Origin of the sequence: Thiorhodovibrio frisius, assembly GCF_033954835.1 — a bacterium.
Lineage (GTDB): Bacteria > Pseudomonadota > Gammaproteobacteria > Chromatiales > Chromatiaceae > Thiorhodovibrio > Thiorhodovibrio frisius.
Genome location: NZ_CP121471.1, coordinates 5,123,006 through 5,149,732, shown reverse-complemented (window position 1 = coordinate 5,149,732; position 26,727 = coordinate 5,123,006). Strand labels below are relative to the sequence as shown.

Here is a 26,727-nt window from a genome sequence, read left to right as displayed (position 1 = left end):
TGGCGCAAACGACAATAAGCGTCGCGCTGAGTTTACGCGAACCCGGGGCAATTCTAAACCCACAAGGGATGAAAATACCCTGAAACTCAAAATATTTATGTGATGAAGAACACGATACATGCCGATAAGAAAAACAAGCGCATAAAGGAATGGAGCGATCCACCAACTTGCGTGTGGGAACTCAAATTGGCCAGATCGCTGCAAGCGCGCGCGGCGAAGAAATCGACCGCCTCACGCGCCTGCGCTATGAGGTCCGGCTTGTTCCGGTTCGGCGTTGGCGGGCTCTAGCAGCGCCAGTGCTTCGGTGAAGCGCAGTTTGCTGATCTCGCGCCCAAGCGCCTCGGTGCGCGTCTCGCCCAGTATCTTGTTTAGCTCCGGGCGCAGTCGGTCGAAATGGGCCAGGGCGTCGAGGTTATTGGCGTGCAAGATGGCTTTCAGGGCGGGTAGCGTTTTGAGTTTTGCGTCTGGAGCTTCCGACGCTTCTTGCGGGGCTGCTTTGGCCTGTGTTGCGCTGGCGGTTTGGGCCGGATACGCGGCTGTGCTGGCCGCGATTAGCGGGGCCATTTGTTTGGCCAGCTCCTCCAGTGGTCGCGCTAGGTCGGTCTCCTCCGCCTCGATAGCGTCTTCCAACACTTTGGCGGTATCCATGATTTCAGACGCTCCGAGAATGCTCGCATTGCCGCGCAGGCTGTGCATCAGGCGGCTTGCAAGCGCGCGGTCGCCGATCTTTAGGGCTTCGCGGGTGTTCGTCAAGATGGACGGGCATTCGTCGGCGAAGAGTGATAGCAGTTTCTCAAATAGAGCCGGGTTTCCGCCGGTGATCCGGATGGCTTGGACAGGGTCGATTCCGGGGATTGCGGGTAATGGTTCGGCAGCCTTGGTCGAGGGGGGCGGAGAGCTGGGGCCAGGGGTTGGTTCGAGCCTCATGCATTGGCGCAGGGTGGCAACCATCTGCTCCGTATCCAGCGGTTTGATCAAGACCGCGTTCATTCCTGCTCGGCGCGCGGCGGCTTGCTGCGCCGGCAGCACGCCCGCAGTCAAGGCGACGATGGGCAGTTCGGTCAGCCCAAGCTCGCTGCGGATGCGTCGGGTTGCGGTGAGGCCGTCCATTTCTGGCATTTGCACATCCATCAGCACCAGGTCGAAGTCGCCTGGGCCCGAAGAGAGCAACTCCAATGCGTTGCGGCCATCGGTAGCCAGGGTGACGCTAGCCCCCTCCAGGGCGAGCAGGCGCTGGCCGACCTCCTGATTCATGGCGCTGTCGTCCACCAGTAGCACCCGCGCTGAAGCCAGACGCGGTTCGCCGGTATAGACGGGTGCGGTCGGCGCAAATACCTCCGGCTTCTCGCTCGTGCGCTCAAAGGTGAGATCGAACCAGAACAGGCTGCCGATGCCCGGCAGGCTTTCCGCACCAATAGAGCCGCCCATGGCCTCGACCAGATATTTGCAGATCGCCAGTCCAAGTCCGGTGCCACCAAAACGACGCGTCACGCCAACGCTACCCTGGACGAAGGGCTCGAACAGATGTTCCAGGATCTCAGGTGGGATGCCGATGCCGGTGTCGACCACTTCGAAGCGCAGACTGACCTTTTTGGTGGACTCTTCAAGCAGCGTGATCTCAACCCGCACCCCACCGTGCTTGGTGAACTTGATGGCATTGCCCACGAGATTGATCAGGATCTGCTTCAGTCGCCGCGCGTCGCCCAGCAGTGCGCTTTCGACTGGGGGTGGCGCGCTGATTGCAAGCCCGATCTTTTTCTGGCGAGCGGCACTCGATAGCAGCGCTGCGAGCGGTTCCAGCACCGAGGACAGTGCGAAAGGACGCTGTTCGGTCTGCATAGCTCCAGCCTCGATGCGCGAAATATCGAGGATGTCGTTCAGAATCTCCAGCAGCGAGCGTCCGGCCATGCGCACCTGGCGCACCAAGTGGAGTTGCTCGGAATCGAGATGGGTTCGTTCCAGGACTTCTGTCATGCCCAGCGCCGCGTTCAGCGGTGTACGGATCTCATGGCTCATGTGCGAGAGGAAGTTCGACTTGGCGCGCGCGGCCTGCTGGGCGGCTTCGCGGGCTTGGGACAGTTCGGTAATGTCGTAGAGGGTGTGGATTCGTTGATTGTCGCCAAGTGCTGTGATCCGAATGACCACCGTGGCCTCGCGGCCATCCTGGCAGCGAACTGTGATTTCGAAGGGGCTGCAGGGTTTGCCCGACTGCGCGCTGGTTGCTGTGCGTTTGCGAAGCTTGGCCAGAATTCGCGCGCGTTTGGCCGGTTCGGGGGCAGCCCGATTCCACCAGTGGCTCCAGGTGGGAATTTCGTCAAGGGCGTAGCCGAAGGTCGCGACGAACGCGGGATTGAGGTGATCGACGCAGCCGCTCTTTTGGGTGATGGCCAGCGGTACAGGTGATGCGTTAATGACCGCGCGCGCTTTTGCTTCGCTCGCGCGCAAGGCGGCGGTGTTGCGCTGCTCTGCAGTGACATCCCAGATGGCGCCGAGCAATAATCGCTCACCTGCGGTTGCCAGCGGCATAAGGCGGCCGCGAGCCGCGAGATAACGCTCCTGGCCGTCGTCGGCGTGAATGCGGAACACCTCAGCCAAGAGCGGAAGTTTGCCGTTCAGTACCCGGCGGACCTTTACCCTGATGCGTGGGATATCTTCCGCTCGCATCCTGCGCTTCCAGTCCTCAACCGAGAGCGCCGCGCCTTGGCTGTTGTGCCCGTAGAGTTTGCAAACCTGGGCGTCCCAGGTGATGGCGTTGGTGTCCGGATTCCAAGTCCAGATACCGACGCCGCCAGCCTCGGTGGCCAGGGTCAGGCGCTCGGTTTGCATGCGCAGCTCGGCGGTACGGGCGTTAACCTGTGCTTCCAGATCCGCTCGTTCGGCCTCCAGGGTAGCCTGGATATCGTGCATCTCGGTGATGTCGACATGCGTGCCAACGACCCGGATTGGTGTTCCATCGGAGGCGCGCTCCATGACCTTCCCGCGGCCCAGAATCCAGCGATAATCTCCAGTCTTGGTGCGTAATTGGTGCTCCAGCGTGATAGTCCCGCTGGGCGACAGGCACTGGCGCTGGGCGTATGCCTCCATCGACTCACGCTGTTCCGGCGGCAGGAGGTTCAGCCAAGTGCTTTTGTTTGGCGGTAGCTCACCGGGCTGATAGCCGAGCATCCGCGCATAGCCGGGGCTGAAGTACACCTCATCTGTGGTTAGTTGCCAGTCAAACAGGCCGTCACGCGAGGCCTCCATGGCGTAACGGAAACGCTCCTCTGCTTGGTGCAGATGGAAGGTTGTTTTCTCTAGCTCTGCGGTGCGGGTTTGCACGTGCTCGTTGAGCTCGGCGTTGCGGCGCAGCATGTCCTCTTCGATTTGGCTGCGCAGGGCATCCAGCTGTCTATGAACGTCGATATCGTTCAGGACGACCAGGCAGTGCGCTTCGCTCTCACGCTCCGGTTGCAGCGACAGCGCCAGTGCCGCCCACAGGCTGGAGCCGTCGGGACGCTGAAGGCGCAGTTCGCATTGCTGCTGGGGCGCCTTGGCGTTGAGTTGTCGACGGCAGAGATAGAAGATGTCCTGGTCGTCCGGTTTGATCCAGTTCGACAGGCGGCGGTTGATCAGCGCCTGGCGGGGTAGGTCGAGGAGCCGGGCGGCGGCGAGGTTGGCTTCAGTGATGAGGCCGCCATCATTTAAGGCGACATAGCCGACGGGGGCGAGGTCGTAAAGCTCAAAATAACGAGCGCGAGAGGCTTCTAGCTCCGTCTGGGAGCGGCGCAGTTCCTCGTTTTGAATTTCCAGCTCGATCTGATGGACGCTGAGTTCGTGGATGAGCTGCTGGCTGGTTTCGCGTGTCAGGGGCTCGGAGGGCAGCTTGCCCCGCGCGACCAGGCGGGCCTCGGCGCGCGCGCGCAGGTCGAGGCTGGATGCGGGCGCGTTGGCGCTGGCGGGTGTCGGCGCCAGCGGTGTTTCCGGGTGCTGGGCGTCATTTGTTGTTCGGCTCAAGCGGGCCTCCCGCCGTTGGCGCGGTGTCGGGTTTCCCTAGGGTATTTTGGGGGGTAATTTGGGGGGTATCTTGGTGGGCGCTTTGGGAGCCAGTTTGGCTTGCCTGGCTCCCGGCGTTCAGATCCTCGAACGCGAGCAGGATGTGCCCTTTCTGGTCGTTCATGGCCGACAGGCGGCGGGCGTTGATCTGCATGACGCGGTGGCCGAGCCGGGGGAAATCATGCGCAATGCGATAGTCGTCAAGGCTTGCACCAGAAGCTTGAATCTTCTCGATCAGCTCGCGCAGGGCGGGGATGTCCCATTGGCCATTGCCGAGCTCAAACAGGGGGTGGCCCAAGGTTTCGGACTCGGTGAGCTGAAAATGCCGATAAAACGCCCGGTTGGCCGAGATCAGCAGGGTGTCGCCGTCAAGAATCACCAGGGGCTCGCGCACGGCATCGACGATGCCCTCGGCGAAGGTGCGCGCGTTGTGCAGATCATCTTCCATGCGCTTGCGGCTGGTGATGTCGACAAAGGTCATGACCGCGCCCTCAATGACATTGGTCAGGGTGCGGTAGGGGCCAATCCGCATCAGATACCAGGTGTTATCCAGGGCCTGCACGGATTTCTCGATGGGCACCAGGGTTTGCAACACTGAATCAATGTCTTCCTCAAGGCTGCTGTAGCCGATCAGGTTCGAGACGATATCGCCCACCGGGCGGCCGGTATCGCCAGGGATAAGCTTGATGATTTTCGTCATCGCTGGTGTAAAGCGGCTGATGCACCGGCGATCATCGACAAAGAGCGTGGCCACCCCGGTGCCCGCGAGCAGGTTGTTCATGTCGTCATTGGCGCGCGAGAGATCGGCCACCTTGTTTTGGAGTTCAGTGTTGACTGTGGCCAGTTCTTCGTTGACCGACTGTAGCTCTTCTTTAGAGGTTTCCAGCTCCTCGTTGGTGGACTGAAGTTCCTCGTTGACCGATTGCATCTCCTCGTTGGTGGATTTCAGCTCTTCGTTCGAGGTCTCCATTTCCTCGCGGGTTGTTTGCAGGTAGTCCTCGTTGGCCCGTAGCTCGTCCTCCAACTCGGCAATGCGGCGGATTGCCTGCTCATAAGAGGGCGGCGGTTGCGGGTCTTCACTGTCGGTGCTGGATTTTGTCTTTGGGGTTGCGCCCGTTGCGCCATCGGGAGCTGGTTTCGCGCCCGCAATATCGGTGCTTGCATTTGGTGCCGGCTCAAAGACGACCAAGTAGTAGCTGCCTGGGTCGTCCCCTGATCCGCCGCGCGCAACGGGTTTGATCGGTCGGATGGCGAGATTGACGCGCGCAAAGTCCCCGTTGGTCTTGACCCGGATATCCGGTGCCTGTATGACTTCCTGGCGCGAGATGGCGCGTTGCAGCGCTGCCGTCAGCGGTCGCCGCAGTCCGTCGCGCGCCATCTGGAAGATGTCCATGTTGGCGCTGCCGACCGCCGGCTCCAGATATCGCCCGGTGCGGCCGTGAATATAGCAAACCGTGCCTTTCGCGTTGATGAGAACACCAACGGCATTGAAATGCTCTAGCAGAGTGCGCACGGTCAGGGCGTGCAGGTCCGAGGCCGCTGCTAGGGTTCCTTGCGCGCCCGACGTCAGAGTCTCCATTTTCGGTTCCTCATACCGCTTGAGTGTGAGTTCCCCAATCGTTGGTGCAGGCATGCCACCGATGGGATCGAGCCGGGCGAAGATCTTCCATTTGCGATCCAGCGCGGTGAACATCATCATGTTGTCGCCGATGGTTTCCGAACTGCCAAGAAAGAGCACCCCGTTTGGACTCAAGGCGTAATGAAACAGCGGGATGATCCGGCGTTGCAGGTTTCCATCCAGATAAATCAGTAGATTGCGACAGCTAATGAGATCGATGCGAGAGAATGGGGGGTCGCGAATGAGATCCTGCTCAGAAAACACGAGTAGATCTCGAATCACTTTTTGAATACGGTAGAGGCGGTTTTCCTGGTCGAGTGTGAAAAATCGCTTTAGCCGTTCGGGCGAGATGTCGACCGCGATATTGGTCGGGAAGCTGCCCGCGCGCGCCTGGGCGATGGCGCGTGCATCCACATCGGTGGCGAAGATTTGCACCTCGTGTTTCAGGTTCATGGCTTCCATGTGCTCATACGCAAGGATGGCAATGGAATAGGCCTCCTCGCCTGAGGAGCAGCCGCACACCCAGATGCGCACTGTGCTGTCTTGGGCTTTGCGCGCGAACAGCTTGGGGATGACTTCGGTCTCCAGCACCGCGAAGGCCTCTGGATCACGAAAGAAGTTGGTGACGCCGATCAGCAAGTCGTGGAAAAGCGCCAGAATCTCCCTAGGCTCGTGTTGCAAGTGGCGGACATAATCCGACTGCCGCTCGATCTGTTGCAGGGCCATGCGCCGTTCGATGCGGCGCACCAGGGTGCTTCGCTTGTATTGGGAGAAGTCGTGACGGGTAGCATCGCGCAGCAGCAGGCAGATCTTGGTCAGCGCATCCTCAGACCTGATGGCCGAGGTTTTCCTGTCCGGTGGCTGATCGAAGGCCTGCGCGAGGTAGGTCATCAAGCGTTCAGGCATTTTCGCCGGTGACAGCACCAGATCCGCCAGACTGTTGGCGATGATGCTGCGCGGCATGCCGTCATAGGCGGCCGTGTCGGGGCTCTGGGCGATCACCAGACCGCCAGCGCCTTTGATGGCGCGTGCCCCCAGGGTGCCGTCACTGCCGGTGCCGGACAGCACCACGCAAATCGCGTGCTCATGCTGGTCGTCGGCCAGGGAGCGGAAGAAGAAATCAATCGGTAGGCGCAGTCCGCGCGGGGTGGATGGCTCCAGCAGGTGCAGCTTGCCCTTGAACAGCGCCATGTCGAGTTTGGGCGGGATGATATAGGCGCAGTCGGGCTCGACGCTCATGCCGTCGGTGACTTCCTGCACCTGCATGCGGGTATAGCGTTTGACCAGATCGGTCAGAATGCTTTTGTGATCGGGCGCGAGATGCTGCACCAGCACAAAGGCCATGCCAGTCGCGGTCTCGCGCGGGATGGCCGAGAAGAACGCCTCGAAGGCGGCCAGGCCACCGGCCGATGCGCCGATGCCGACGATGGGGAAGGGCGCTGGCTTGCTTGCGGGCGGCGGGGATGCGTCTTCGGGTGCCGGGGACGGGGCCTCAGTGGCTGAAGTGGCGCCGGCGGCAGACAAGAGGGGCGTCGGTGAGGCGTCGGTCGGAGTGTCTTTGGGGCTGTTGGGAGCAGAATGCATTTTGGAATCGACCTGAAATAACCGGGGTGTCTCAGACCAGTGTACAAGGAAATCCCAGTCAGGTCTCAGTGTTGTTCCAGTACCCACTGCACAGCGTAGCGTGTCAGCTCACCGCTGGTTGCAAGGTTGAGCTTGCGTTTGATCTTCGCGCGATGGGTTTCAATGGTTTTGACGCTCAAATGAAGCTGTTCGCCGATCTTGGAGGCACTCAGGCATTTCCCGATCAGCATGAACACTTGGAGTTCGCGTGGCGTGAGATTCTCGACGGAACCTTTGCTGTCTTTGGCTGGGCGGCCAGATAATTGGTGCAGCAGGGTCTGGGTGACGTTTTCGCTCAAGTAACTGCTGCCAGAGAGGACTTTCCGGATCGCTGTCACCACCAAGGTGGTCGCCTCCGCCTTGTGGATGTAGCCGCTGGCCCCGGCGGCGAGCGCACGCTCGGCGAATAGCGCTTCCTCGTGGATAGAGCAGACCAGCAGGCGCGGGCACCCCGGTAGCTTGGCCAATCGCTTGACCAGGTCCAGCCCAGTGCCGTCGGGAAGCGTCAGGTCCACGATCACAATGTCCGCTTGCGTGTGTCGAACAAGGTCCAGAGCATCGTGGGCGGTGCCCGCCTCTCCACAAACATAAAGATCCGGCTCCTGGTTAATCACCGTCGAGAGACCAGCGCGCACAAGAGGATGATCGTCCACTATCAGAACGCGTCGCGCATTGCTCTTTGCGATCACTGAATGGCTTGGCGAGGCGGCATGGGACGCTAGGGGTGACTTGGCTTGCATGGTGGCTTGTCCCGCGGGTCTTGACCCTTTGGCGATCATCTTTGGCACTTGGCTATCAATGAGCTCAAAGCCATTTTTATGGTTCTTTTAAAAAAGCAATTCCAAGCGCATCAGGCAATGCGTCGTCCCCTGAATTCCACCCTCGGGAAACCCTGATCAGAGGTTTCGTCGAGCACGCTTTATCGATGTCAACCCTTCCATTATAGCTCCTAAACAGAACACGTATTTGCCGCATGCGTCGGCGATGCCTAAGGGAAAGCCTGATTTTTTCATCATCCGAAATTGTGGGGCTGCATAAAATCAGCCGCTTAGGGCTTGGTCTGGTCAGCAATGACCTAGGTGTTGGTCGGGGAAAATGCCTGACTCAAAGGGCAGCGCTTCGCCTATCACCAAAGTGCAGGTTGTCGCCAATACTTTAGCTTGCAGGCACAGAATTCCAAGGACGGCTCGGTCTGTTGGGCGCTCCTGACGCGTGTGGGTGAGTATTCCGGAGTCAAGGATCAGGCGTTCCCCGATCAACATTCGGAGTGCTTGACCGGATAATTACCCCTACTAACGCCAGCGCTCAGAGATGGGGCGCCGGGGGATCTTGTCCATTGATACTGGAGGTAACGATGAAGCTTGAGAATCCTTTGAACAGCGCGTGGTGCCCGGCGGTTGCAGAGGCATCAGGGAGGAGGCCAGGCACCTTTACCCGCGACGACATTCCCGGCCAGCCGCTCAGCCTGAGCGAGCCGCAGTGGTTGCCGAGTCCGGAGCCGCAAGGGGAGCGCCGTCACCATCAAGGTGACATTGTGATGGGCGGGCAGCTGGCATGGAACAGGAAATCAAACACCCTGGTCGTGCGCCTTGGCGAGCAGCTCGATCTCAGGCTCATTGCGCTCTTCCGTCAGGCGATTGAAACACTCCTGAAGGTTAGGCCGCGAACCCTGGTGGTCGATCTGGCCGCGACGGAAAAGGTGTTTGATTCTGGTATGGCGCTGCTCTTGCTGCTCAATCACCATGCCGGGTATCTGCGAGAGCGGATTCTTCTGGCCAATTGCGGGCCCAGGGTTTACTGCCGTCTGGCGCGTGCCGGGATTCTTTACCACTTCCGATGGACTTGAGTATCGACGCACCGTGGAGTCTCGGTGCTTGCCTTTTGGGGAAGGATAAAATGAATCTTGCAACCCAATTTGCGCCGCAGGAAGATTTCGCCCGTTTTGCTGGCGGAGTGACGCGTGAGAGTGTCCGTCCGCGGGTCCTGATTGTCGATGATGAGGCAATCGCGATTCGGGTGCTGCATGCGGCGCTTGAAGGCATTGGGGATTTAAGGTTCGCCACCAGCGGCAAGGAGGCGTTGCAACGCATGGATCGCGACCCCTTCGATCTGGTACTGCTCGATGCGAAGATGCCAGAGATGGATGGCTTTGAAGTCTGCCGGGTCATGCAACGCGAGCATCCGGAAATTCCGGTGATTTTCGTCACCGCCGCAATGGATTGCGACAGCGAGTTGCTGGCCCTGGAAGTTGGCGCCAGCGACTTTCTGAGCAAGCCGATTAATCCTCCGTTAGTGCGCGCGCGGGTTGGTCTGCATCTCAAGCTCAAGGCGCAGAAAGACCGCCTGCTGCGGCTCAGCAACCGAGATCCACTGACCGATCTTGCCAACCGGCGGGCACTGGGTCTGCGTCTTAGCCAGGAATGGCGGCGCGCCGGACGACAGCAGCAGCCGCTAGGGCTTGTGATGGCTGATATTGATTATTTCAAAGCCTACAACGACCACTATGGGCATGTGCGGGGAGATGCCTGTCTGCGTAAGGTTGCCCAGCGGCTTGCCGCAACCGTGACACGCGCGGGCGACATGGTGGCGCGTTATGGGGGAGAGGAATTTGCCATCTTGCTTCCCGGCAGTTCGCTTGCGGATACTGTCGCGCTGGCTGAGAAGAGCGCCGCCGCCGTGCGGGCACTGACTATCCTGCATGAGTACTCGGGAGCGGCGCCTTATATTACCCTGAGCATAGGCGCGACCAGTCTCATCCCAACCGCATCAAAGAGTTCCCTGGTCGCTGCCGAGTCGACTGGTTCGCTGGAATCTGACATTCGTCAGGCGAAGGCGTTGTTCGAGGCAGCGGATCAAGCGCTCTATGCGGCCAAGTTCTCGGGGCGAGACCGGGTGTGCATCTCGGAGGATGCGCAGACCGAGCAGCCTGGTCAGGTCATGGCTGGTGCTGGCGCGGGCACATGACTTTCGAGCGGCTCGAGTCCTCGCGTGGCGTTATAGATCGCTGTGCCAGGTGTCGATTGGATTTTGGAGCCTTAGGAATCCAAGACGAACACCACTAGCCGCTTGGGTCCATGGACGCCGAGCGTCAGGGTCTGTTCAATGTCGGCGGATTTTGACGGGCCTGTCACCAGTAGCAGATTGGTGGGCAGGGGTGCATGATCCGGTTGCTGACAAAAGGCCGTCATCCAGTCTTCCAGCGTCGGCGCGATGCAGGACCGCTCAAGCAGCACGCAATGCACCTCAGGCACTAGCGACAGGGTGCGCGGCTCGCTTGGACCGGGCCAGAGGATCAGGGTGCCCGTCTCGGCAATGGCGCCAAGCGCGCTGGTAAAGCCAGCGCCGTGCTCGGCGAAGAGGGCTTGGCGGCAGGATTCGATGGGGTCGGCAAAGGGGCGCAGCTTGGGGATGGGGCCGCCCGGTCCGTTCCCTGTGTCGCGTGCTGGCCAGCCGCTGCGCAGCTCGGCGCCGAGGGGGCCATCCGCGCCGTACCACAGGTGTTCCACGCCGGCGCTAGCCAGGGTCGCAGCGATTTGAGCCGGCCAGTCGGCGCCGACGCGATGGACTTCGCCATGCACGGCGGTGAGAGCGCGGCAGAAGGTCTCCAGGTCGTTCTGAGTATTCTCTTTGCCGGGAGTGAGTGCAGAAGACTCTTCACTGATTTCTTTTGAGTCACTGCTGCTCGTCGATTTGCTTTTTTGCCCAGCCGGTGCGGCGACCAGCCGACCGAGGATCTGCTCGCGCGCTTCAGTCATCGCGAAAGCCCTCCTGTCGGGCCAGTTCGGCCAGCGTCTGGCGGGCCAGGTTGGGTGGCTCGCGGGTGCGGGTCCAGGGGCTTGGCAACCAGCGCAGTGCGGGATTGATCAGGGGTGACAGCAGGGCTAGGGCGCGGTTGAAGGCTCGGGTGCGCGCCGGATGCGCCTGAATACTTGCCCAGAGTGACCACAGCCGGCCCTGAGCGCGCCCGCTCGAGGCGATTCGTGCGCGATCAAGCCGCACGCGGCGGATGAGTTGTGGCAGCGGAATGCGCACCGGGCAGACCTCGGCGCAGGCGCCGCACAGGCTGGAGGCTTCGGCCAGCTCGCCTTGCAGCGCGAGCCCATGCAGACGCGGTTCCAGTACGGCGCCGAGCGGGCCGGGATAGACAGTGCCGTAGCCGTGCCCGCCCACCCGGGAATAGACCGGGCAGTGATTCATGCAGGCGCCGCAGCGGATGCAGCGCAGGGTGGCACGCAGTTCGGGGTCGGCTTGCAGGCGCGCACGACCGTTGTCGAGCAGAATCAGATGCAGGTCGCGCGGTCCGTCACGCTCGTCGGCTCGGCGCGGACCAGTGATCAGATTCACATAGGTGGTGATCGGCTGCCCGGTGGCGCCGCGCGTCAGCAGCCGCAGCAGCGGTGGGAGCTGATCGAGCCGGGCGATGACCTTCTCTATGCCGGTGATGGCGATATGCACCTCGGGCAGGGTGGTGCAGAGTCGGCCGTTGCCTTCGTTTTCGACAAGACAGAGTGTGCCTGTTTCGGCAACCAGAAAATTGACTCCGCTGATGCCAATGCGCATTTGCGCGAATCGCTCCCGCAGCAGCCGACGTGCAAGGGCGGTCAGATCGGTGATGTCTTCGCCAAAGTCCAGATCGGGAAAATGCGCACGAAAGCGGGCGGCCACCTCGCGGCGGTCGAGATGCACCGCCGGGGCGACGATATGGGATGGTGCCTCGCCTGCCAGCTGGATGATCCACTCGCCGAGATCAGTCTCCAGCGCCTCGATGCCGGCCTCGGCCAGGGCGGCGTTCAGGCCGATTTCCTCGCTCACCATGGACTTGCCCTTGAGTACGGCATCGGCGCCAGTGGCGCGGACAATCTCAAGCACCTGGGCATTGGCCTCCTCAGCCGCGCGCGCCCAATGCACGCGGATGCCATTGGCGGTGCACTTTGCCTCGAGCTCTTGCAGCAGATCGGGCAAATTGTCCAGCGCCTGGTCGCGAATGGCCTGGCCCTGGTCGCGCAGCGCCTCCAGCGCAGCGGGGTCGGGAAAGGCGGCGCGACGTTTTGCCACCAGTCCGCTCATGGCGCGGGCGATGTTTCCTCGCGCCGGCTCGCGCGCAAGCGCCTGGCGGAAACGCTGTCGCAGCGGACTACTCATGCTGCTCTCCCCTTGGCCCGAGCATCAGGCTCTGGCGTCGCCAGTTCGGGCGGCGTGACCCGCTGCCACAGAAGCTCGGCGATGTGCTGGACCTTGATCTCCGCGCCCAGTCGGCGCAGATAGCCATCGAGACTGGTCAGGCAGCCGAGATCCTGGCTGATCAGTACCGAAGCGCCGGTCGCCAGCAGCGCCTCGGCTTTGTCGGCGGTCATGGCCGCCGAAATCTCTGGCTGCTTGACCGCGAAGCTGCCGCCAAAGCCACAGCAGTCGGTCGCGCGCTCGGGTTCGACCACCTCGACCCCGGCCAGCCGCGCAAGCAGCGCGCGGGCCTGCTCCGCCACGCCAAGTGCGCGCCGTGCCGAGCAGGACTGATGCAAGACGACGCGGATGGGCGCTCCATGATCCGTAAAGCGAAGGTCTGGTAACCGTGCCAGCCAGTCGCAGAGCTCGAACACCCGCGCGGCCAGTTTTTCGGCACGCGCCTGGTCTTGCGCCTGGCCTGGGGTGTCGGCGAACAGGCGCGGATAGTCGTGCCGAAACATGGCCGCGCAGGAGGCTGAGGGCACAATGATCGGCTCAGTGCCATCTAGGGCATCAAGCTGCGCGCGCGCCACCAGACGCGCCTGCTGATCAAAACCCGCGTTATAAGCCGGCTGCCCGCAGCAGCTTTGGCTGCGCGGATAGCGCACCCGCGCACCGGTGAGTTCCAGCAGGCGCATGGCTGCCAGTCCCGCCTGCGGCGCCAGGCTGTTGACTAGGCAGGTGCCGAAAAAAATGACCGTCAAAGGCTTCTTAAGCATTCAATGATTTCTCGCGGTAACCTTCGCAATCACAGCGGCAAGCTGTCGCCGAGACAGGTAGAATGCCGGTTTCGGTCGGTCTTTGGCCAGCCAGATTTTCCCGCCGCTGCCGGCTCCTGACGATGCCCGGCAGCGCCAGAAGAACGCGGACGTTATTTTCATGCAGCAGCTCCAAGGAACAACGATTTTATCGGTCCGCCGCAACGGGCAGGTGGTCATCGGCGGCGATGGCCAGGTCTCGCTCGGGCAGATGGTGATGAAGGGCAATGCGCGCAAAGTACGCAGGCTCTACAAAGAAAATGTGCTGGCCGGTTTTGCTGGCGCCACAGCCGATGCCTTCACCCTGTTTGAGCGTTTCGAGGGCAAGCTTGAGAAACATCAGGGGCACTTGGTGCGCTCGGCGGTGGAGCTGGCGAAAGACTGGCGCACCGACCGCATGCTGCGCCGCCTTGAGGCCATGCTGTGCGTGGCGGATACCAAGTCATCCTTGATTATTTCTGGCACCGGCGATGTGATCGAGCCTGAGCAGGACCTGATGGCGATTGGCTCTGGCGGTGCCTTCGCCCAGTCAGCCGCGCGCGCGCTGCTTGAGCATACCGAACTCAGCGCGCGCGAAATTGTCGAGCGTGCCTTGTCCATCGCGGCCGATATCTGCATCTATACCAATCATAACCTGGTACTGGAAGAACTCAGCGCCGACACACCTGACCCCTAAACCCGCACAGCTGACTACCAAATGTCCGACATTACCCCCCAACGCATTGTTGAAGAGCTTGATAAACACATCATCGGCCAGCACCAGGCCAAGCGCGCGGTCGCCATTGCGCTGCGCAACCGCTGGCGTCGCGCGCAGATCGAAGAGCCCATGCGCTCGGAGATCACGCCCAAAAATATTCTGATGATCGGCCCGACTGGCGTGGGCAAAACCGAGATTGCACGCCGTCTGGCCAGGCTCGCCAATGCGCCCTTCCTCAAGGTGGAAGCGACCAAGTTCACCGAGGTGGGCTATGTTGGGCGGGATGTTGAATCAATCGTGCGGGATCTTGCCGACATCTCGGTCAAGATGGAGCGCGAGCAGGAAATGGAGCGCAACCGCGAGCGCGCCGAGGCCGCCGCCGAGGAGCGGATCCTTGATGCCCTGCTGCCACCGCCCTCCAACTTTGACCAGGAAAGCCAGTCCGGCGCCACCAGCTCTGCTACGCGCGAGAAGTTTCGCACCAAATTACGCGCTGGCGAACTCGACGAGCGCGAGATTGAAATTCAGGTCAATCTCTCGCCCATGGGGGTGGAAATTGTCGCGCCGCCCGGCATGGAGGAAATGACCAACCAGCTTCAGGGGTTGTTCCAGAACCTCGGCTCAGAGCGCACCAAAAGGCGCAAAATGCGCATTTGTGACGCACGCAAGGTGCTGGGCGACGAGGAAGCCGCCAAGCTGGTGAACGAAGAAGAAATGAAGCTGCGCGCGCTAGAGAATGTCGAGCAGAACGGCATTGTGTTTCTTGATGAAATCGACAAGGTCACCAAGCGCTCTGAGACCATGGGCGCCGATGTCTCACGCGAAGGGGTGCAGCGCGACCTGCTGCCGCTGGTTGAAGGCTGTGCCGTTTCGACCAAATACGGCATGGTGAAGACCGATCACGTTCTCTTTATCGCCTCGGGCGCCTTTCATCTCGCGCGCCCCTCGGATCTCATCCCCGAGCTTCAGGGCCGCCTGCCGATCCGGGTGGAACTCCAGGCGCTGACCACCGAGGATTTTATCCGCATCCTGACCGAGCCGAACGAATCCCTGACTGAGCAATATCGCGCGCTGCTCGGCACCGAGGGCGTGACACTCGACTTCACCGAGGACGGCATCAGCCGCATCGCCGAGATTGCCTGGCAGGTGAACGAACGCTCAGAGAACATCGGTGCGCGGCGCCTGGCAACCGTGATGGAGCGACTGCTTGAGGATGTGTCCTACAACGCCTCCGAGCTGGACCGCGTCACCATCGATGTAAACGCCGCCTATGTGGAGCAGAACCTGGGCGAATTGGCGGCGGACGAGGATCTCTCACAGTACATTCTGTGATCGCAGGCGCTACCCTGACTCCCAAAGGATGAACCCTTTGGGATGGCTGGGTCTATAAGCGCAACCTGCATTCCAAGGACTGAGCCTTTGGGATGGCCGGGATCTTATCAGCGCAACCTAGTTCCAAGGACTGAGCCTTTGGGATGGCAGGACCCATCAGCGCTAAGCATTCCGGCCGTAGTGGCCGATGACGTAGTCATCCACCATGTGCTTGAACTGCGCGGCAATATCGGCGCCTTTGAGCGTCGTTGCTTTCTCCCCGTCGATAAACACCGGCGCTGAGGGCTGCTCGCCAGTTCCGGGCAAGCTGATGCCGATGTTGGCATGTTTGCTCTCCCCTGGGCCATTGACCACGCAGCCCATTACGGCCACCTGCATCTGCTCCACACCCGGGTAGCGCTCACGCCAGCTGGGCATTTGCTCGCGCAAGTATGCCTGGATGTCGCGCGCGAGTTCCTGGAACACCGTGCTGGTGGTGCGCCCGCAGCCGGGGCAGGCGGCCACCATGGGCACGAAGGGGCGCAGGCCCATGGTTTGCAGAATCTCCTGCGCGACGATGATCTCGCGCGAACGCGACTCGCCAGGCTCGGGTGTCAGCGATACGCGAATGGTGTCGCCAATGCCTTCTTGCAGCAGCACCGAGAGCGCGGCGGTGGAGGCGACGATGCCTTTGGAGCCCATGCCGGCCTCGGTTAGCCCCAGATGCAGGGCATGATCCGAGCGCGGCGCCAAGGCGCGATAGACGCGGATGAGATCCTGCACGCCGCTCATTTTGCAGGAGAGAATAATATGATCGCGCGCCAGGCCCAGTTCCTCGGCGCGCCGCGCGCTGCCGAGGGCGGATTCGACCATGGCCTCGATCATCATCTCCTCGGCCGGCTTGGGTGCGGCGGATTTGGCATTCTCGTCCATCATGCGCGCGACCAGCTCGGGGTCGAGGCTGCCCCAGTTCACCCCGATGCGCACCGGGCGATCATAGCGGCAGGCGATTTCGACCATGGTGGCGAACTGGCTGTCTTTTTTCTCGCCACGACCGACATTGCCGGGGTTGATGCGGTACTTGGCCAGCGCCTCGGCGCAGGCGGGATAGTCGCTGAGTAGCCGGTGGCCGTTGAAGTGGAAATCCCCGATTAGAGGGACTTCCACGCCCTTGGCGGCCAGGGCGTCGCGGATTGTTGGCACCGCAGCAGCGGCCGATTCGTTGTTGACGGTTAGGCGCACCAGCTCGGAGCCGGCGCGGGCCAGCTCGGCCACCTGGGTGACTGTGCTGTCAATATCAGCCGTGTCGGTATTGGTCATTGACTGGACGCGCACGGGCGCATCGCCGCCAACGACGATGTTGCCAATGCGCACGGGAAGACTGTGGCGGCGTTGGATCTGGTTCATGGGCAGTGGCTAGTCGTGAGTGGCTGGTAGTTGGTGTTCAGGGGGCGTGGGCTGGCGTTACGGCAAGGGCGAGCGCAAGCGTCGCACCAGCTCGAAGTAGTCGGGGTCATCTGGCGTTATGTAGCCATGACGAATCAGGAAATCGATGATGACCAGGTTGCAGTTCAGCTTGAATTCATCGGTCTCGCGCACGGTGTTCATCACCCGTTCGACCGGCCAGCGTTCGAAAGCGGCGACTTCGCCATCGGTGCAGACGGGGGTTAACTCTGCCGGCAGCTCAAGATCATAGCAGTACATGATGTCCGGCTTGAGCCCGGCGCGGGTCGCGCGACAATAGCTGATGGCGCCGACGGGTACGGCACTGTCGGCAATCTCGGCACTCAGGCCGGCTTCCTCGAAGCATTCCTTGCGCAGATTCTCGCGCAAATCCGCCTCATGGGGCAGGCCACCGGCAACCATGTTATCGAGCCGATTGGGGTAGTTTCGACGATCCGCCGCGCGTCTTGCTACCCATAGCTCAAGGCCGTTGCGGCCGCGCACGTAGCCATTGAGGTGCTGGCCGAAGGCGCGGGTGCCAAAGTAGGGCGCATAGGCGCGGTCGATGCTGCATCTGGCTTGATCACGCCGCCCGGGTGTGACTGGATAGCGCTCTCCCTGCGGTGCGGGCAGGATGTTCTGTTCGTGCAGTTGCTGGCAGATGTGCGCGAGTTGGTCGTCGCGCGCGCTTGGGTCGAGATCCGTGACGCGCCAGGACAGAACCTCTAATCCTGGCCCGAAGTGTTCCAGTGCGAAGCCGGAGCGACTTTGGGACTTAAGCGCCGTGCTAGCGGCGACTATTTGTTCGGCAAAGGGCGGTCGCACCCAGCCGAGGATCTCTCCCGCCATTCCCCAGGGCAGAAAGTCGGGCCGAGTCCAGCGATTGCAGGCGTCGATGTGGTCTAGAAAGCGCATCGCGGCCGCCTCATGCCCTCGCGCACGCGCGTTGCCATCATTGCCCCAGTTGTGCCCGTTGTGCCTATTGTAAAAGTGATGATCCGGCGCATCAGCGTTCCTCGCTTTTGACTGTCTCCCACAAGCGCTCCATGCGCTCGCGTTGCTCGGGTGCGGGTTCCACTCCAGCGGCACGCAGACAGACCTCGACGCGATGAAAGCGCCGCTCGAAACGATGATTGGCCGCGCGTAGTGCTTGCTCGGCATCTACGCCGAGATGCCGAGCCAAATTGACGCAGGAAAACAGCAGATCGCCCACCTCATGGACTCGGGCGTTAAAGCTATCGCCTTCGGCAACGGCTTCCTCGCATTCCTGCAGTTCTTCGCGCACTTTATCGACCACGCCGTCAAGCTCGTCCCAGTCGAAGCCGACATGGGCTGCGCGTTTTTGCAGTTTCTCAGCCCGTACCAGGGCCGGCAGTGCCTGGGCAACGCCCTCGAGCACGCTGATATGCTCGCGCTCGCCCTTGGCGCGGCGCTCGGCGGCCTTGATTGCCTCCCAGCTCGCGCGGGCTTCCTCCTCGGAGGAAAAGTCCTTATCGCCAAAAACATGCGGATGGCGGCGAAGCATTTTCTCGGCGATTGCTTCGACCACATCGGCGAACTCAAAGTAGCCTTTCTCCTCGGCCATGCGCGCATAGATGGCCACCTGAAACAGCAGGTCGCCCAGTTCCTCGCGCAGTTCGTTCATGTCATCGAGTTCGATGGATTCCGCAACCTCGTAAGCCTCTTCTAGCGTGTAGGGCAGGATGGAGGCGAAGGTCTGCTTCAGATCCCAGGGGCAGCCGTGCTCGGGGTCGCGCAGGCGCGCGACAATGGCAAGCAGAGCATCGATCTGGCGGCGGTCGGCAAGGCGGGAGTCGATGGCGTTGAGCTTGGCGGTATCTGTCATGCGATCGCGGGCCGTCGTTGATGGGTTAACTGAATCGAATCAGCGGATAGAATATTTAGGGGGTTAATCTAAGGTCGCAGCAGGACTTCTGCCAGCGCACCCAGCAGCACGGAGGCGAGGCCACCCCAGGCCCAGTAAGCTTTGGGGATGCCGGCGATCTCGTCCGGGCGGGCCGAGTGCGGATAATAAAGCACCATCCACAAATGCGGCCCCGACAGAAACCAGGGGATAAAGCCGAAGACAACCGGCACCGCAATCCATAAAGGCGTCGGTTGGCTGACGTAGAGCAAAAAGGCCGCCGCTGGCCAGAATCCGAAATAGGCTGCTGTTGCCTTGGCTTCAGCGCTCTTGCGGGCGGTTAGCGCGAAAGCAAGCAGCGCACCCAGGCCCCAGAGCGTAGCGATGAGGATTAAAATAAAGCGCATCGGAGTCAGGGAGCGTCGTGATCCACCAGCAATGGGCGTGCAGGAGCATAGGACTGCATGGCATCATGCACCGTCTTTACCGTGAAACAACGGGCTTTATCCGCCGGGGTGGCCGTGACCATGAGCGTTAGGATAGCCCGGGGCACGCCCGGGCAAATGGGGTCGCTACTGCAACCCGCTGATCCGGAATCTGCTTTGAACAACCAAGAATACCCCAAATCACCAGCTCGCGTCGCGAGCGCATGGGGCGCCTGGTCAGTGCGCGCCGCTCATGGGCGAGACTGGCTTGCTATGGTGTTGTTGGCGGCGCTCGCCACGGGCGGCTGTGCGAAACCGGCGGATGCCAGTCGCGATCTGGTGCTCGCAACCTGGAACCTTGAGCACTTGGCGGCCGACGATGGCGCTGGCTGTCGGCCGCGCAAACCGGCGGAGTATCGCGCTTTGCGTGCCCAGGCCGAGCGGTTGGATGCGACCCTGATTGCGGTGCAGGAGGTCGAGAATGTCGTCGCTCTGGCGCGGGTGTTTGACCCGTCGCAATACGATCTGGTCATCTCCCGCCGGCATGAGGAGCGCGCGCACAAGTGTCGCGGGCAAAGCGGGCAGAGGCTGACCGCGCAGCGCACCGGCTTCGCCATCCATCGCGAGCGCCTGGCTGCGCTGGGTTTGGAGTACGAGCGCCAGCCGGATTTTAGCGCCCTGGGTGTCGCCGGGCGCCGCTATGGCACCTGGATTACGCTGACGCGCGCCGACGGCGGAAAGCCAGTGCTGCAAGTGCTCTCGGTGCATCTCAAGTCTGGCTGCGCCTGGGGCGCGCTCGAGGATCGCCAACCTATCCGCCGCAGCCAGTGCCTGACCCTGCGCCGCCAGCGTGGCATTCTGGAAGAATGGATGGACGCCAGGATCGCGCGCGGCGAGGCGTTTGCCGTGCTGGGGGATTTCAATCGCCAACTCGACCAGCCCAACGATCACTTCTGGAATGACATCGCCGATGGCGAGATCTGCCGTTGGGAGCCGGACGAGGACTACGGGCGGCGCTGTATTCGTGGCTCGACCAAAGCTGCCCCGGACGCGCGCCTAGTGCTGGCGAATGCCGGTCAGCCTTTTCCGTTTCCCTACAACAAGAAATTCCCTTACGCCATCGACCACCTGGTGTTTGATGCAACCGCTGGTGCCTGGGTGCGGCGTGGCAGCTACCAGGCCCTCGACTACCCCGCGGCTGCGCTCTCGGATCATCATCCGCTGCGCCTGCAATTGCGCCTGCCCAAAGCGTCCTGAGAGGTCATCGTCAGCGAAAGCCATTTGAACTTTTGCGCTCGCTCACGTAAAACAATAGTCACGGTTCTAACTGCAACAACATAACCTTGACACATGAGCCATGAGATCGATTGGACAGAGTACGCCAGCGACGGCTTCTATGATGAGCTGGTCGCGGCACCCGGAGAGCCGCGCGAGATTGCCCGCACCCTGTTAGCGGACATTGGGGCTCTGGGCGGCGAGGAACTTGCCGCGCGCCAAGAGGCCGCTGATGTGTCCATCAAGGAGATGGGCATCAGCTTCACCGTGTATTCCGAGGAAGGCGGCGCCATCGACCGCGCCTGGCCCTTTGATGTGGTGCCCCGCGTGATCCCGCTGCGGGAATGGCAGCGGGTCGAGGCTGGCCTCAAGCAGCGGGTGCTGGCGCTCAATCTCTTTATCGACGACCTTTACCACGAACAGAAAATCATCACAGACGGCGTTTTCCCGCGCGAGGTTTTGGCCAAATCGGTCAATTTCCGCGAGCAATGCATGGGGGTCAATCCACCGCTTGGCATCTGGGCTCATGTCTGCGGCTCCGACCTAGTGCGCGATGCCGATGGCACTATCTATGTGCTCGAGGACAATTTGCGCGTGCCCTCAGGCGTGTCCTACATGCTTGAGAATCGGATGGTCACTAAGCGCGTGCTACCGGAGATTTTCGAGCACTATGCCCCGCTGCCGGTCGACGACTATCCCTCCCAGCTTTTCGATACCCTGGCGGCGCTTTCTCCGCGTCCGGCGGATTACCCCGAGGTCGTGGTGCTCTCGCCCGGCATCTACAATTCTGCCTACTTCGAGCATTCTTACCTCGCCCAACAAATGGGCGCCGAGTTGGTCGAGGGACGGGATTTGTTTGTCGACGATGACGACTGCTGCTACATGCGCACCATCGACGGCCCCGCGCGGGTTGATGTGATCTACCGCCGTGTTGATGATCTCTTTCTCGACCCCGAGGCCTTCCGGCCTGATTCCGCCCTGGGCGTGCCGGGGCTGATGCGCGCATGGAAGGCCGGCAATGTTGCCCTGGCCAATGCGCCCGGTGCTGGCGTGGCCGATGACAAGGTCGTTTATGCCTTTGTGCCCGAGATCATCCGCTATTATCTCGACCAAGACCCCATTATCCCGAACGTCCCGACCTATCGCTGCATGGAGCCCGATGCTCTCAAATACGTGCTCGCCCATCTCCACGAATTGGTGGTCAAGCCGGCGAACGAATCTGGCGGCTACGGCATGCTGGTCGGACCAGCCTCCACCGCGGCGGAACGCGAGGTCTTTGCCGAGGCCATCAAAAAAGACCCGCGCAACTACATCGCGCAGCCAACGCTCAAGCTTTCTACAGTCCCCACTGTGGTCAAGAAAGGCATTGAGCCGCGCCATGTCGACCTGCGGCCTTTCATTCTGTCTGCGGATCGCCAGCAGGTGACCACCGGCGGACTCACCCGGGTAGCGCTGCGCAAGGGCTCGCTGGTGGTGAACTCCTCCCAGGGTGGCGGCAGCAAGGACACTTGGGTTGTCTCCGAGGACGTACCCGGCGAACCCATGGCCTCAAGCCGGGATGCCGCCGAGCGGCAGTCGCAGACTCAAGACTAACTGCGGCCTGAATCTGGTCTGTGCCAGAACGGAACCGGATCTGAACCGGATCTGAACTGGCTCTGAACTGGCTCTGAACTGGGCCGCTTTAATGGGGCCTCAAACTGGCCCGAAGGATTGCACCTATGTTATCGCGCGTCGCCGAGAACATTTACTGGCTGGCCCGCTATATCGAGCGCGTCGAAGATACGGCGCGCCTGGTCAGCGTTAATGCCAATCTGCTGCTCGATCTGCCGCGCGGCATTGCCCCCGGCTGGAAGCCACTGATCGACATCTCCGGCGCCAACGAGCTATTTGAGGAGCACAACAAGGACTACGGTGAGCGCCAAGTGGTGCGTTTTTTGTTGGGTGATCGCCGCCACGGCGGTTCCATCATCTCGGCGCTGACGGCCGCGCGTGAGAACTGCCGCACCATCCGCGACATCGTGCCACGAGAAGCATGGGAGCAACTCAACGGCCTCTATCTGTTCGCCAGCGATCACCTTCAGGAGGGGTCGACCAAAAGCGGCCGCCATCGCTACCTGCGCGAGCTGATCGCCTCGGTGCAGGGCTTGAACGGCCTGCTTGACGGCACCATGCTGCACGACCAGGGCTATGAGTTCTTGCTGCTGGGTCGCTACCTTGAGCGCGCCGACATGACCTCGCGCATTGCCGACGTGCGTTCCGGCACTTTGCTGCCCGAGGCCGATGAACTGCGTCCCTTCGACACCATTCAGTGGGTGAGCGTGCTCAAATCCCTGACCGCCTATCAGATGTATCGGCGTAGCGAGCAGATCCGGGTGCAACGCGGCCCGGTGCTCCGTTTCATTTTTCACAGCGACAGCTTCCCGCGTGCGGTGCGCTACTGTATGGAAACCGTGCGCACTGGGCTTGAGCGCTTGCCGCAGAGCGACCCAGCCCTGCGCACCCTCGGGCGCTTGGCGCGCAGCCTCGATGCCGTGCAACTGGAGTCACTCAGTCATATCGAGTTGCACGACTTTGTCGATGAACTCCAGGACGGTATCGCCCAACTGCATCAGGAAATCGCCACTATATGGTTCCTGCCGCTGCCGGAGCCCCCGGCTGCCGAAGACAGTTAGGAGAGCTCCATGACCGATTCGCTCGACCCGGCTGTTTTGAACTTTGCCTACGCCTTTATTGGCGGGGTGATGACGCTGGTATTCATGTGGCTGGGCTTTAAGCTTTTTGCCAGTTCCTTGGGTTGCAACGTCAAGGCCGAACTCGCGCGCGGCAATCAGGCGGTGGGGCTGGCGATCATGGGCATTTTCATCGGCGTCGGGCTTACCCTGGGGCTGGTGATCGGCATGGCGCTGAACTGATGTCCGGTCGCGGTTTTGGTTTTTGGGCTCGGAGTCTGGCTCCGGCATTGGCGCTGGTGTTGGTGCCAACTCTGGCGTTTGCAGCTGCGGGTTTGGGTCATGTCGGCCATGCGCGTTGGACCGACAACTACGATGCCGATTTTCGCAAGTATTCCAAGCGCTACTTTGGGCCTGGTTTTGACTGGCGCTGGTTTAAAGCGCAGGCCATTGCTGAGTCCAGGCTGCGCCCGGGTGCCTATAACCCAAGCGGCGCGACCGGCTTGATGCAGATTCTGCCAAGCACCTTCAAAGAGATTCAAGGCGATAACCCCGCCTTTACCAACCTTCACGACCCGCGCTGGAACATCGCCGCTGGCATCTTCTACAACCGCTATCTCTTTGAGCGCTGGCGCAAGCGTATTGGTCATGGCGATGAGCATTTGCTCTATACCTTCGCCAGTTATAACGCCGGCTTTGGTCGGGTTAGCAAGGCCTATCGCCGGGCTGGGGGCAAGGCTGGGAAAGTCCTGCCCTGGCGACAGCTTGCGCCCTATGTGCCGGAGGAAACACGCGAGTATGTCAAGAAAATTCAGCGCCTGATGCACCCGGCCTTTGACCTCCAGGCCAACCTGGATCAGCGTGGACTGATACAAAAAGACGCTGGTCGGCTTTCTTTACCCGCAGGTCGTGCTAATCCTCGAAGTTCTTGAGGTAGATCTGCGAATTGCGCTCGGGTTTGTAGTTCGCGCGCTTGGCCTGGGGCAGCACCTCCAGTCCGGCAGGTTCGAAACCGCGTTCGCGAAACCAATGTGCGGTCTGGGTGGTGAGCACGAAGATGCCCTTGAGTCCTCGCTGGCGCGCGAGCTGTTCCATGTGCGCGAGCATGCGATCGCCGCGCCCGGAGCCACGATACTCGCCATGCACTGCCACGCAGGCCAGTTCGCCGAGTCCCGCTTCCAAGTAGGGAAAGAGCGCGGCGCAGGACAAAATGGTGCCGTCTTGCTCGGTGATCTGAAACTGCCCGATGTCGCTTTCCAGTCGCTCGCGCGAGCGACTGACCAGCAGGCCTTTGCGTTCAAGCGGGGCGAGCAGTTCCTGGATGCCGGCCACGTCGTCCAGGCGCGCTGGGCGCGGTTCCTCGAAAGATTCGCTGGAAATCAAGGTGCCGCTGCCATCGCGGGTGAAGAGTTCGCGCAGCAGGGCGCCGTCGCGCGCGCGCTCAATCAAATGCACCCGGCGGATGCCGCGGCGGCAGGCCTCGCGGCTGGCGCGCAGCACGGCGGCGGTTTCTTCCGGTAGGTCTTGGTTGTTGGTGAGCAGTTGATCGACCTCGGTCAGTGGCAGTTGGGCGCCGAGAACCGGATTCAGCCAGCCGGGTTCGAGCAGAAAAATCAGCTTATCAGCGCTTAAGCCCACGGCGGTGGAGCAAGCGACATCGGCCGCGCTCAGGTTGAAGACCTCGCCGGTCGGCGAGTAGCCCAGCGGTGGAATCAGAGCCACCGCTTTGGCCTCTAGGCGCTGGCGCAGGGCGGCACGGTCGATGCGCCGCACCGCGCCTGTGTGCTGGTAGTCGACCCCATTGAGTACGCCAAGCGGGCGGGCGGTGACAAAGTTGCCGGAGGCGACCGGGATGCGCACTCCAGCCATGGGCGAATTGGCCAGACCGAGCGACAGTAGTGCCTCGATCTCCACCCGCGCGACCCCGGCGGCCTCCTTAACGCAAGCGAGCGCGGGCTCGTCGGTGACCCTTAGCCCCTTTAGGTAGCGCATCTGCGCACCTTGGCGCGCCAAGCGCTGTTCGATTTGCGGGCGCGCGCCATGCACCAGCACCAGGCGAATGCCAAGACCGTGCAGCAGGGCAAAATCGTGTACAAGGTTGGGAAAGCCGGGGTCGGCGATGGCCTCGCCGCCAAAGCAGATGACGAAGGTGCGGTCGCGATGGGCGTGGACGTAGGGCGTGCACTGGCGGAACCAGGCGACGAAGGGGTCGCCTGGGTTGCTGATGCCAGGATCGCTGCTGGTCTCAACGGCGTTGGCAAACTGGGCTTCGGGGCCTAAGTGGGGATTGGTCATCTCGGATTGGGCTGAAGTTGTGGCAGAGGTTCAAGTGCCTTAAGTTGCATCGTCGGGCGCCAGCCCCAGTCGGGCGCGGCGCAATCGCAAGGAGCGCGGCGACAGGCCGAGTCGCGCGGCGGCAAGTTCGGGATTCTGATCACTTTGTTGCAGGGCGTCGAGCAGGAGCGGCTTTTCGATGGCATCGAGGCGTTCGGCAAGCGGACGCTGGGCCGTTGGCGGCGCACTGGCCAGTGGCGCGGCGGCGGAGGGATGGCTGCTCATGGCCGCAGGCGTCTGCTGGAGGTCGGGCAGGCGCAGATCAGCGGCGGTCAAGACGCTTGATTCGCACAAGGCGCTCGCGCGCTCAAGGATGTTTTCAAGTTCGCGCACATTGCCGGGAAAGGCGTAGTTGCAGAGCGCGGCCATGGCGTCGTCGGCAAGTGATTCGGCCGGGCTACCAGATTCTGCGGCAATGCGCGGCAGCAGATGCGCGACCAGCATCGGGATGTCGCCAGTGCGTTCGCGCAGGGGTGGCAAATGCAGGTCGATGACGTTGATGCGGTAGAAGAGATCTTGGCGAAAGGCGCCGCGCGCGACGGCATCGGCCAGATTCAGATGGCTGGCGCTGATGATGCGCACATCCACCGGTACCTCCTTGGCGGCGCCGACCGGGCGCACGCTTTTCTCCTGGATGGCGCGCAGCAGTTTCACCTGCATGGGCAGCGGCAGGTCGGCGATTTCATCGAGCAGCAGGGTGCCGCCCTGAGCGGCCTGGAACAGCCCCGGTTTGTCGCTGGTTGCGCCGGTGAAGCTGCCCTTGCGATGGCCGAAGAGCTCGCTTTCGACCAGGTCGGCCGGAATGGCGCCGCAGTTGACCGGCACAAAGGGCTGGTCGGCGCGCGGGCCGAGCTGATGAATCAGGCTGGCAGCCAGCTCTTTGCCGGTGCCGCTCTCGCCGCTGATGAACACCGGCGCCTGGTTGCGTGCGAGCTTGGCGATGAGTGTGCGCAGCTCAAGAATTTGCGGTGATTCGCCAATGAGTTTGGTCTGAGGGCCGTCGCTGGTGTTTAGGCTGTCGGTTGCGCGACCGCGCGCGCGCAGGGCGGCGGCGGCCAGCTCGCGCAGCACTCGCAGGTCGAGGGGTTTGGAGACGAAGTCAAAAGCGCCGGCTTTCATCGCGGCGACCGCCGATTCCATGTTGCCATAGGCCGTGACCATGGCCACCGGCATCTCGGGACAGCTCGCGCTGGCATGGCGTACCAGATCGGTGCCATCGCCATCGGGCAGGCGCATGTCGGTCAGGCAGAAGTCGAAGCGGTCCGCGGCCAGCGCCTGGCGCGCGGCTTTCAGGGTGCCAACGCACTGGGCCTCGAGCCCCATGCGCGCGAGGGTGATGCGCACCAGGTCGAGAATATCGGGTTCGTCATCGACAACCAGCGCGCGGGCTTTTGACTTGGCAGCGGCCTTGGGCATCGGACGGTTTCTGGACGTGGGTTCTTGGGAAGAAATTCT

The 26,727-nt window shown here is 61.8% G+C and carries 21 protein-coding genes; 9 read left to right on the top strand and 12 right to left on the bottom strand.

The annotated features are described in order from the left end of the window. Nucleotides 1-231: 231 nt before the first annotated feature. The 3 genes from Thiofri_RS23385 to Thiofri_RS23375 form a co-directional block, all read right to left on the bottom strand. Nucleotides 232-3,993 carry a PAS domain-containing hybrid sensor histidine kinase/response regulator gene (locus Thiofri_RS23385; protein ID WP_323705737.1) on the bottom strand — a complete coding sequence of 1,254 codons (3,762 nt, stop codon included), beginning with the start codon at nt 3,991-3,993 and terminating at the stop codon, nt 232-234. Continuing rightward, nucleotides 3,974-7,234: a chemotaxis protein CheB gene (locus Thiofri_RS23380; protein WP_323705736.1), complete on the bottom strand. Its 3,261-nt coding sequence runs from the start codon at nt 7,232-7,234 to the stop codon at nt 3,974-3,976. Before Thiofri_RS23380 ends, Thiofri_RS23385 begins: the two co-directional genes overlap by 20 nt. A gap of 65 nt (nt 7,235-7,299) precedes the next feature. Continuing rightward, nucleotides 7,300-7,926: a response regulator gene (locus Thiofri_RS23375; RefSeq protein WP_255324721.1), complete on the bottom strand. Its 627-nt coding sequence runs from the start codon at nt 7,924-7,926 to the stop codon at nt 7,300-7,302. A 701-nt stretch (nt 7,927-8,627) separates the two neighbouring features. Here Thiofri_RS23375 and Thiofri_RS23370 point away from each other — a divergent pair. Together Thiofri_RS23370 and Thiofri_RS23365 are read left to right on the top strand one after the other, a co-directional pair. Then, entirely contained in the window at nt 8,628-9,119 is a 492-nt protein-coding gene (locus tag Thiofri_RS23370; RefSeq protein ID WP_009148963.1) for an STAS domain-containing protein, read from the top strand. Between the two features lie 50 nt (nt 9,120-9,169). After that, nucleotides 9,170-10,237, top strand: coding sequence for a diguanylate cyclase domain-containing protein (locus Thiofri_RS23365; RefSeq protein ID WP_009148961.1), 1,068 nt, complete (start codon nt 9,170-9,172; stop codon nt 10,235-10,237). A gap of 71 nt (nt 10,238-10,308) precedes the next feature. On the opposite strand, the gene Thiofri_RS23360 is transcribed toward Thiofri_RS23365, so the two are convergent. From Thiofri_RS23360 to Thiofri_RS23350, 3 genes are read right to left on the bottom strand one after another with little or no spacing between them, the layout of a single operon-like run. After that, nucleotides 10,309-11,028: a LutC/YkgG family protein gene (locus tag Thiofri_RS23360; RefSeq protein ID WP_009148960.1), complete on the bottom strand. Its 720-nt coding sequence runs from the start codon at nt 11,026-11,028 to the stop codon at nt 10,309-10,311. Then, nucleotides 11,021-12,415 (bottom strand): lactate utilization protein B, encoded by a 1,395-nt coding sequence (locus tag Thiofri_RS23355; RefSeq protein ID WP_009148959.1) that lies wholly within the window; start codon nt 12,413-12,415, stop codon nt 11,021-11,023. Before Thiofri_RS23355 ends, Thiofri_RS23360 begins: the two co-directional genes overlap by 8 nt. Then, complete coding sequence (locus Thiofri_RS23350) at nt 12,412-13,215, bottom strand: (Fe-S)-binding protein (RefSeq protein WP_009148958.1); 804 nt, start codon at nt 13,213-13,215, stop codon at nt 12,412-12,414. Before Thiofri_RS23350 ends, Thiofri_RS23355 begins: the two co-directional genes overlap by 4 nt. Nucleotides 13,216-13,375: 160 nt before the next feature. Here Thiofri_RS23350 and hslV point away from each other — a divergent pair, with 160 nt between their 5' ends. Together hslV and hslU are read left to right on the top strand one after the other, a co-directional pair. Next, the gene (hslV, locus tag Thiofri_RS23345) at nt 13,376-13,930 is read left to right on the top strand and encodes an ATP-dependent protease subunit HslV (RefSeq protein ID WP_009148957.1); all 555 of its coding nucleotides are present in this window, start codon (nt 13,376-13,378) and stop codon (nt 13,928-13,930) included. Between the two features lie 21 nt (nt 13,931-13,951). Next, nucleotides 13,952-15,283 carry an ATP-dependent protease ATPase subunit HslU gene (gene hslU / locus Thiofri_RS23340; RefSeq protein WP_009148956.1) on the top strand — a complete coding sequence of 444 codons (1,332 nt, stop codon included), beginning with the start codon at nt 13,952-13,954 and terminating at the stop codon, nt 15,281-15,283. Nucleotides 15,284-15,445: 162 nt separating this feature from the next. On the opposite strand, the gene ispG is transcribed toward hslU, so the two are convergent. The 4 genes from ispG to Thiofri_RS23320 form a co-directional block, all read right to left on the bottom strand. Beyond that, nucleotides 15,446-16,669: a flavodoxin-dependent (E)-4-hydroxy-3-methylbut-2-enyl-diphosphate synthase gene (gene ispG, locus Thiofri_RS23335; RefSeq protein ID WP_009148955.1), complete on the bottom strand. Its 1,224-nt coding sequence runs from the start codon at nt 16,667-16,669 to the stop codon at nt 15,446-15,448. Between the two features lie 57 nt (nt 16,670-16,726). Further along, on the bottom strand, nt 16,727-17,620 hold the full coding sequence (locus Thiofri_RS23330) for a DUF4743 domain-containing protein (RefSeq protein ID WP_009148954.1): 894 nt from the start codon (nt 17,618-17,620) through the stop codon (nt 16,727-16,729). 91 nt (nt 17,621-17,711) lie between these two features. Beyond that, nucleotides 17,712-18,551: a nucleoside triphosphate pyrophosphohydrolase gene (gene mazG / locus Thiofri_RS23325; protein WP_009148953.1), complete on the bottom strand. Its 840-nt coding sequence runs from the start codon at nt 18,549-18,551 to the stop codon at nt 17,712-17,714. A 68-nt stretch (nt 18,552-18,619) separates the two neighbouring features. After that, nucleotides 18,620-18,976, bottom strand: coding sequence for a hypothetical protein (locus Thiofri_RS23320; protein WP_009148952.1), 357 nt, complete (start codon nt 18,974-18,976; stop codon nt 18,620-18,622). Between the two features lie 57 nt (nt 18,977-19,033). Between Thiofri_RS23320 and Thiofri_RS23315 the strand changes: the two genes are divergently transcribed. The 5 genes from Thiofri_RS23315 to Thiofri_RS23295 all read left to right on the top strand — a co-directional run bounded on the left by Thiofri_RS23315 (nt 19,034) and on the right by Thiofri_RS23295 (nt 23,870). Further along, nucleotides 19,034-20,251 carry an endonuclease/exonuclease/phosphatase family protein gene (locus Thiofri_RS23315; protein WP_009148950.1) on the top strand — a complete coding sequence of 406 codons (1,218 nt, stop codon included), beginning with the start codon at nt 19,034-19,036 and terminating at the stop codon, nt 20,249-20,251. A gap of 93 nt (nt 20,252-20,344) precedes the next feature. Next, nucleotides 20,345-21,862 (top strand): circularly permuted type 2 ATP-grasp protein, encoded by a 1,518-nt coding sequence (locus tag Thiofri_RS23310; protein ID WP_009148949.1) that lies wholly within the window; start codon nt 20,345-20,347, stop codon nt 21,860-21,862. Nucleotides 21,863-21,987: 125 nt separating this feature from the next. Further along, nucleotides 21,988-22,941: an alpha-E domain-containing protein gene (locus tag Thiofri_RS23305; RefSeq protein ID WP_009148947.1), complete on the top strand. Its 954-nt coding sequence runs from the start codon at nt 21,988-21,990 to the stop codon at nt 22,939-22,941. Between the two features lie 9 nt (nt 22,942-22,950). Next, a complete protein-coding gene (locus tag Thiofri_RS23300) occupies nt 22,951-23,181 on the top strand; it encodes a DUF350 domain-containing protein (RefSeq protein ID WP_009148946.1) in 231 nt (76 codons plus the stop codon). Continuing rightward, nucleotides 23,181-23,870 carry a transglycosylase SLT domain-containing protein gene (locus Thiofri_RS23295; RefSeq protein ID WP_009148944.1) on the top strand — a complete coding sequence of 230 codons (690 nt, stop codon included), beginning with the start codon at nt 23,181-23,183 and terminating at the stop codon, nt 23,868-23,870. The genes Thiofri_RS23300 and Thiofri_RS23295 overlap by 1 nt, the downstream gene beginning before the upstream one ends. Here Thiofri_RS23295 and argA read toward each other — a convergent pair. Together argA and Thiofri_RS23285 are read right to left on the bottom strand one after the other, a co-directional pair. Continuing rightward, the gene (gene argA / locus Thiofri_RS23290) at nt 23,851-25,233 is read right to left on the bottom strand and encodes an amino-acid N-acetyltransferase (protein ID WP_009148943.1); all 1,383 of its coding nucleotides are present in this window, start codon (nt 25,231-25,233) and stop codon (nt 23,851-23,853) included. The two genes, Thiofri_RS23295 and argA, sit on opposite strands and share 20 nt — an antisense overlap. A gap of 39 nt (nt 25,234-25,272) precedes the next feature. After that, nucleotides 25,273-26,688, bottom strand: coding sequence for a sigma-54-dependent transcriptional regulator (locus Thiofri_RS23285; protein WP_009148941.1), 1,416 nt, complete (start codon nt 26,686-26,688; stop codon nt 25,273-25,275). Nucleotides 26,689-26,727 lie beyond the last annotated feature (39 nt).

Bases quoted from the DNA above. Each gene is read 5' to 3' on its own strand.
- Thiofri_RS23380 (WP_323705736.1), bottom strand. From the start codon at position 7,234: ATGCATTCTGCTCCCAACAGCCCCAAAGACACTCCGACCGACGCCTCA.
- Thiofri_RS23370 (WP_009148963.1), top strand. From the start codon at position 8,628: ATGAAGCTTGAGAATCCTTTGAACAGCGCGTGGTGCCCGGCGGTTGCA.
- Thiofri_RS23365 (WP_009148961.1), top strand. From the start codon at position 9,170: ATGAATCTTGCAACCCAATTTGCGCCGCAGGAAGATTTCGCCCGTTTT.
- Thiofri_RS23360 (WP_009148960.1), bottom strand. From the start codon at position 11,028: ATGACTGAAGCGCGCGAGCAGATCCTCGGTCGGCTGGTCGCCGCACCG.
- Thiofri_RS23355 (WP_009148959.1), bottom strand. From the start codon at position 12,415: ATGAGTAGTCCGCTGCGACAGCGTTTCCGCCAGGCGCTTGCGCGCGAG.
- Thiofri_RS23350 (WP_009148958.1), bottom strand. From the start codon at position 13,215: ATGCTTAAGAAGCCTTTGACGGTCATTTTTTTCGGCACCTGCCTAGTC.
- hslV (WP_009148957.1), top strand. From the start codon at position 13,376: ATGCAGCAGCTCCAAGGAACAACGATTTTATCGGTCCGCCGCAACGGG.
- hslU (WP_009148956.1), top strand. From the start codon at position 13,952: ATGTCCGACATTACCCCCCAACGCATTGTTGAAGAGCTTGATAAACAC.
- ispG (WP_009148955.1), bottom strand. From the start codon at position 16,669: ATGAACCAGATCCAACGCCGCCACAGTCTTCCCGTGCGCATTGGCAAC.
- Thiofri_RS23330 (WP_009148954.1), bottom strand. From the start codon at position 17,620: ATGCGCTTTCTAGACCACATCGACGCCTGCAATCGCTGGACTCGGCCC.
- mazG (WP_009148953.1), bottom strand. From the start codon at position 18,551: ATGACAGATACCGCCAAGCTCAACGCCATCGACTCCCGCCTTGCCGAC.
- Thiofri_RS23320 (WP_009148952.1), bottom strand. From the start codon at position 18,976: ATGCGCTTTATTTTAATCCTCATCGCTACGCTCTGGGGCCTGGGTGCG.
- Thiofri_RS23315 (WP_009148950.1), top strand. From the start codon at position 19,034: ATGGCATCATGCACCGTCTTTACCGTGAAACAACGGGCTTTATCCGCC.
- Thiofri_RS23310 (WP_009148949.1), top strand. From the start codon at position 20,345: ATGAGCCATGAGATCGATTGGACAGAGTACGCCAGCGACGGCTTCTAT.
- Thiofri_RS23305 (WP_009148947.1), top strand. From the start codon at position 21,988: ATGTTATCGCGCGTCGCCGAGAACATTTACTGGCTGGCCCGCTATATC.
- Thiofri_RS23300 (WP_009148946.1), top strand. From the start codon at position 22,951: ATGACCGATTCGCTCGACCCGGCTGTTTTGAACTTTGCCTACGCCTTT.
- Thiofri_RS23295 (WP_009148944.1), top strand. From the start codon at position 23,181: ATGTCCGGTCGCGGTTTTGGTTTTTGGGCTCGGAGTCTGGCTCCGGCA.
- argA (WP_009148943.1), bottom strand. From the start codon at position 25,233: ATGACCAATCCCCACTTAGGCCCCGAAGCCCAGTTTGCCAACGCCGTT.
- Thiofri_RS23285 (WP_009148941.1), bottom strand. From the start codon at position 26,688: ATGCCCAAGGCCGCTGCCAAGTCAAAAGCCCGCGCGCTGGTTGTCGAT.